At 70.5% G+C, this 6,042-nt stretch carries 6 protein-coding genes and 1 tRNA gene; 6 read left to right on the top strand and 1 reads right to left on the bottom strand.

Annotated features, from left to right (window positions below; genetic code table 11):
- Window positions 1-624: 624 nt before the first annotated feature.
- The 6 genes from ACFWY6_RS18990 to ACFWY6_RS18965 all read left to right on the top strand — a co-directional run bounded on the left by ACFWY6_RS18990 (window position 625) and on the right by ACFWY6_RS18965 (window position 4,701).
- Complete coding sequence (locus ACFWY6_RS18990; RefSeq protein ID WP_384691526.1) at window positions 625-2,505, top strand: helix-turn-helix domain-containing protein; 1,881 nt, start codon at window positions 625-627, stop codon at window positions 2,503-2,505.
- 96 nt (window positions 2,506-2,601) lie between these two features.
- Entirely contained in the window at window positions 2,602-3,015 is a 414-nt protein-coding gene (locus tag ACFWY6_RS18985; protein WP_384691518.1) for a VOC family protein, read from the top strand.
- Window positions 3,016-3,088: 73 nt separating this feature from the next.
- Entirely contained in the window at window positions 3,089-3,391 is a 303-nt protein-coding gene (locus tag ACFWY6_RS18980; RefSeq protein WP_384691515.1) for a hypothetical protein, read from the top strand.
- Between the two features lie 5 nt (window positions 3,392-3,396).
- Complete coding sequence (locus ACFWY6_RS18975) at window positions 3,397-4,026, top strand: glyoxalase (RefSeq protein WP_384691512.1); 630 nt, start codon at window positions 3,397-3,399, stop codon at window positions 4,024-4,026.
- Between the two features lie 28 nt (window positions 4,027-4,054).
- A complete protein-coding gene (locus ACFWY6_RS18970; RefSeq protein ID WP_384691509.1) occupies window positions 4,055-4,507 on the top strand; it encodes a pyridoxamine 5'-phosphate oxidase family protein in 453 nt (150 codons plus the stop codon).
- 118 nt (window positions 4,508-4,625) lie between these two features.
- Window positions 4,626-4,701 (top strand) — tRNA-Arg (locus ACFWY6_RS18965).
- 1,107 nt (window positions 4,702-5,808) lie between these two features.
- On the opposite strand, the gene ACFWY6_RS18960 is transcribed toward ACFWY6_RS18965, so the two are convergent.
- Window positions 5,809-6,039: a hypothetical protein gene (locus ACFWY6_RS18960; RefSeq protein WP_384691507.1), complete on the bottom strand. Its 231-nt coding sequence runs from the start codon at window positions 6,037-6,039 to the stop codon at window positions 5,809-5,811.
- Window positions 6,040-6,042 lie beyond the last annotated feature (3 nt).

The following is a 6,042-nucleotide window of genomic DNA, read 5'->3' as shown; positions in this document are numbered from 1 at the left end:
GAGACCGGGGGTGGGCGCGCTCCCGAGTCGATGGGTGCTGGCGGCGGCTCGGCGGATGTCGGTGGCCGCATCCCCGAACCGACGGTCGCCGACGGCGGTAGCTCGGCGCAAGCCACAGACTGCGCCCCTGAACCGACGGTCATCGGCAGCGGCTCGGCGGAAGCCGCAGGCCCCGTCCCCGAGCCGACGGTCGCCGACGGCGGTAGCTGGGCGGATGCCACAGACCGCGCCCATGAGCCGGCGGTCACCGACACGGTCACCGACGGCGGCTCAGCAGAAGCCGCAGGCTCCACCCCCGAACCGACAGCCACCGGCAGCGGCTCAGCAGAGGCCGGTCGCCGCACCCCCGAACCGACGGTCGCCGACAGCGGTAGCTGGGCGCAAGCCACAGACTGCGCCCCTGAGCCAACGGTCACCGACATCGGCTCAGCCGAAACCACAGGCCCCATCCCCAAACCGACAGCCACCGACAGCGGCTCAGCAGAAGCCGGTCGCCGCACCCCGAAACCGACAGCCACCCACAGCAGCTCAGCAGAAGCCGGTCGCCGTACCCCCAAACCGACAGCCACCGGCAGCGGACAGGAGCGCACAGACGCCGCCGGGCACGCGCACACCGCATCCGCCCTGCGCGAGCTCCTCGACCTGCTCGCCCGTGACGCCCCCGCCGAGCACTTCGCGCGGCCGGCCGTCACCGCCCGCGCGGCGGGGGCCACAGCTGCCGACCTCGGTGCCATCGACGAGGCCACGCAGACCGCGCTGCGGGTGCGGCGCACCCTCAACCAGCACCAGCGCAGGGAGGCCGAGCTGACCGCCCTGTTCGACACCGCGGGCGACCTCGCGGCGCTGCGTGACCTGGACGCGGTGCTCCGCGCCATCGTGCACCGGGCCAAGCTGCTGCTCCGTACCGACGTCGCGTATCTGTCCCTCAACGACGACGCGGCGGGCGACACCTACATGCGGGTGACCGACGGCTCCGTGTCCGCCGCGTTCCAGAACCTGCGCCTCGGCATGGGCGAGGGGCTCGGCGGCCTCGTCGCCCAGACCGCCCGCCCCTACGCCACCGGCGACTACGAGGTCGACCCCCGCTTCCAGCACACCACCACCATCGACAGCGCCGTACTGGAGGAAGGCCTGCACGCCATCCTCGGCGTACCGCTGCGGCAGGGCACCCACGTCATCGGCGTACTCTTCGCCGCCGACCGCACCGCCCGCACCTTCACGCCCGACGAGGGCGCCCTCCTCTCCTCGCTAGCCGACCACGCGGCCATCGCCATCGACAGCGCCCGCCGGATGGAGGAGACCCGGGCCGCGCTCGTCGACCTGAACGCGGCATCGCAGACCATCCGCGCGCACAGCGAGGCCCTGCGCCGCGCCGAGGACGCGCACGACCGTCTGACCGATCTCGTCCTGCGCGGCGGCGACTTCACGGAGGTCGCCACCGCCATCGGCGCACTCCTGCGCGGCGGCACCCTCATCCACGACGCGGACGGCACGGAACTGGCGCGGGTCGACGCCACACCCCGTACGCCGCTGGCCAAGGCCGTCGCCGCCTCGCGCGCCAGCGGCCGTGCGGTGCCGCAGGACGGCACCTGGGTGTGCGCGGTCCTCGCGGGCCCGGAGCGGCTCGGCAGCATCGCCCTGACCGACCGGCCCGACCTGGGCGAGGCGGACCGCCGCCTCTTCGAACGCGCCGGAGTCGTCACCGCCCTGCTCCTGCTCCTTCGCCGCTCGGCGGCCGAGGCCGAGGACCGCGTACGCGGCGAGCTGCTCGGCGACCTGCTGTCCCTCACCGGCACTCCGGGCCGCCTGACCGCGCGGGCCCGCAAACTGAACGTCGACCTGGCCCTCCCCCACTCGGTGTTCATCGCCCACGGCGAGTCGACGCCCCGGCAGTCCCTGCTCAACGCGGCGGCCCGCGCGGCCCGCGCCCGCCAGGGCCTGTCCGGCCTGCACCACGACCACGTGGTCCTGGTACTCCCCACCACCGACACGGCCTCCTGCGCCCGCGCACTCTCCGCCGACCTGACCCACACCACCGGATCCCCGGTGACGGTCGGCGCCGCGGGCCCCGCCACCGGCCCGGCGGCCCTCGCCCAGGCCCACACCGAGGCTTTGCGCTGTCTCTCGGCCCTGCGCGCCCTGGGCCACACGGGCCAGGGCGCGGATCTGCCGGACCTCGGCTTCCTGGGCGTACTCCTAGGCGACGACACGGACCTGGACTCCTACGTACGCCGAACACTGGGCCCGGTCCTGGACTACGACGCAAAGCGCGGCACGGAACTGATCCACACCCTGCGGGCCTACTTCGCCGCGGGCGCGAGCCAGTCCAAGGCGAAGGAAGCCCTGCACGTCCACGTGAACACGGTGGTCCAACGCCTGGACCGGATAGCCCAGTTGCTGGGCCCCGACTGGCAGACCCCCGAGCGCTCCCTGGAGATCCAGCTGGCACTGCGGCTGCACGCGGTGAGCGGTGGTGGTGGCGGCGGCGGCGGCGGCGGCGCCTGACGGAATCACGGTCTACGGCCTTACGGCCTTACGCCTACCCGAACGGATCAGGATTCAAGAAGCCCCGCTCACCGGGCCGCCGCTAACGTTCCAGCCATGGACATCACCATTCACACGACGGCCCTCCCGCACGACGACCCGGACGCGTCCGTGGCCTTCTACCGCGACGCCCTCGGCTTCGAGGTCCGCAGCGACGTAGGCCAGGGCAAGATGCGCTGGATCACGGTCGGCCCCGTCGACCAGCCCGGCACGTCCATCCTCCTGGCGCCGCCGGCCGCCGACCCCGGGATCACCGAGGCCGAGCGCCGCACCATCACCGAGATGATGGCCAAGGGCACCTACGGCTGGATCCTGCTGGCCACCCGGGACCTCGACGGCACTTTCGCGAAGGTCCAGGCGGCCGCGAACGCCGAGGTCGTCCAGGAGCCGACCGAGCAGCCGTACGGCGTACGCGACTGCGCCTTCCGCGACCCGGCGGGCAACATGATCCGCATCCAAGAACTCCGCTGACCGATCTGACTGACCGATCTGGCTGACCGATCTGGCTGACCGATCTGGCTGACCGATCTGAAGGGGGTCCTCCATGTGCCACCCCGCATGGTCACGCGAACGCACCGCCGCGCACCACCTGACCGAACTGGCCCGCCTGCGCCGCATACGCGACCGGATCGACCGCGACTACCCGCAGCCCCTGAACATCGAGGCACTCGCGCGCGAAGCGAACATGCCGCCCGGACACCTGAGCCGCCAGTTCCACCTCGCCTACGGCCAGTCGCCGTACGCGTACGTGATGAGCCGACGCACAGAACACGCGAAGGGGACCGGAACCACGCACACACCGGTCAGGATTCGAGAAGCCCCGGCGCCCACGCCAGACCTAGCGTGACGGACATGAACTCCATCGAATCCGTCACCCTGGAGGTGGCCGACCTGACGGCCGCCACCGACTTCTACACAGCCTTCGGTCTGGCCACGCACATAGCCCTGCGCCCCGCCTCCGAGACCCCGACAACCGGCTTCCGCGGTTTCTCCCTCTCCCTCACGGCGTCCCAGCCGGCCGACGTACGGGCCCTCATAACCGCCGCCCTCGACGCCGGCGCCACCCCACTGAAGCCCGCCGCGAAGTCCTTCTGGGGCTACGGCGGCGTCGTACAGGCCCCCGACGGAACGATCTGGAAGATCGCCACGTCATCCAAGAAGGACACCGCCCCGGCCACCCGGAAGTTCAACGAGATGGTGCTCCTGCTGGGCGCGACGGACGTGGCGGAGAGCAAGCAGTTCTACATCACCCACGGCCTCTCGGTGACAAAGAGCTTCGGCCGCAAGTACGCGGAGTTCGCGACCGGTTCAAGCCCCGTCAAGCTGGCCCTGTACGGACGCCGGGCCCTGGCCAAGGACGTAGGCGTCCCGGCGGACGGCACCGGCTCGCACCGCGTAGTACTGGGCAGCACGACGGGACCGTTCACAGACCCGGACGGCTTCACCTGGGAACCCGCACCATCCCTGACCCCGACCAACTGACGCCAATTTCGCAACGGAAGGACAGCGCATGGCAGCCGTACCGCCACGTGGGCTCGAGGAGAGGCTGCGGGACACCCGCGCGAGGCTGGAGAGCGACGTGGACCTCTGGGTAGCGACGCCGGGCTCCCCGGGTGTCCACCTCATCCCGCTCTCGTACTTCTGGGACGGCACCGCGTTCCTCATCTCAACGCCCCGCGCCTCAATCACCGCCCGAAACCTCCTCACGGACGGCGGAGTACGGCTGGGCATCGGCCCGACCCGCGACGTCGTGATCGTGGACGGCACGGCGGAACCGGTGGACGTCGCCGACCTCACCCCAGGGACGAGCGACGCGTTCGCAACAAAAACGGGCTTCGACCCACGCAAGCTGGACACCCCCTACCAGTACTTCCTGATCCGCCCACGCCGCATCCAGGCCTGGCGAGAGGCGAACGAGCTGCAGGGCCGAGACCTGATGCGAGACGGCCACTGGCTCGCCTGACGCCGGAGCCGGCCACCTACGACTACGTCCTCCCCAACCGGGGCGCACCCGCACAGCACGATCCGCTAGGCTGTCACCGGTCAGTGGGCTAACCAAGCAAGATCACCCACGGACCCCCGCCTTCGTAGCTCAGGGGATAGAGCACCGCTCTCCTAAAGCGGGTGTCGCAGGTTCGAATCCTGCCGGGGGCACCAAGCCAGAACGACAAAGGCCCAGGTCACGGAGCAAGTCTCCGGCCCTGGGCCTTAGTTGTGTGCACCCTGGCTACACCCTCAGACAGTCTCGCTACACCCTCACTGCTGGAGTCCGGCCCCTAAATGACCCCTAAATGACCCCTAAATGATCTACGCGTTGCCGCAGGTCGGGGGCCACTCGAAGGGGCAGGGGCAGCAGACCGCCCCCCGTGCGCAAAGCGCGTGAGGGGCGGTCCCTAGTGCCGGGCCGTCACAGAGGGGGGGCACCACTATGAGACGACCCAGCACGCCCATGGGTGCGGGCTCACCTCATGTGTAACAGCCACGCGACCCTAGGTCATCAGCCAAACGAGTGAACACGCGTTCGATTACTTCACACTACAGCCAGCCCTGCGGCGTAAGGCATATGCCGCAGGGCCGTAGACGTATCTTCACTTCTTCGCCACGCCGGACCCGCATCGGGCAACTAGTCAACTAACGTCACCTGGGCCTCGACACCCTCTCAAGTAAGGGCATACGTCGAAAGCGTGTATGGCGCACGTGCAGCTGCATTCCGTTCGCGCCCCGTGTGAAGTACGAGGCGGCCACCCGTGAGGCAGTCGGAGCGGGCGGCCGCCCCTCTCTCCCGCCGCACAGCCTCTCCAAGCTGGCGGCGGGGAGCCTGGGTCATCCCTCGCGGAGGGGCTCGACGAGCGGGCGACCGGGCACCGGCACGCCGCGAGCCTCGGCGCGCGCTGCCCGCAGCGCCTCGCTCTCCTCCTGCTCCTGGCACGGGCACGGGCAGCCGTCCTCAGGCGCCAGGATGAGGCGTTCGCCTTCGATGGCGAGGGCAGTGCCGAGCGTGCAGTCATGGGGCTCTGTCGGGTCTGTAGTGAGGAGCAGACGCAGACATGGCGCGCATGGGACGCGCAGTACTTCGGGGCCTGGACGAGGGTGGGAAACCCCCGGCGGGCCTGCTGAGTTGGTCATGGTTCTCCACTCGATGAACAGGGGGTAGGCGGCCGCTCCCCGCGCTCACCTCTGAGCGGCCGCCCCCCGTCCCGCCTCCAGCCGACGACACGGCCGGCGGCGGGGGCTCGGCGATGGGCTGGGTATGAGCCACGGGGACTAGGTGACCGGTCCTCGCTCGATCCAGTACGGCCCGTTCATCTGCCGGTTTGCGCGGAGGACGATCTGCCGTGTGTGCTCGGGGTTCCGCCCCAGCGGTGTGCAGATGGGGCAGATGTAGACCCCCGACCACGAGAGGTAGGCCTCGCACGGCTCGCCCGTGTGCTTGTCGCACACCCGCCCGCCTTCGAGCGAGGCCCGGTTGTCGCGCGGCGGTTGAACCTCCGCCACCGG

Source organism: Streptomyces sp. NPDC059037 (assembly GCF_042740015.1).
Classification (GTDB): Bacteria; Actinomycetota; Actinomycetes; order Streptomycetales; family Streptomycetaceae; genus Streptomyces.
Note: the sequence above shows the minus strand (reverse complement) of the source record. Positions and strands in the feature narration are given on the sequence as shown.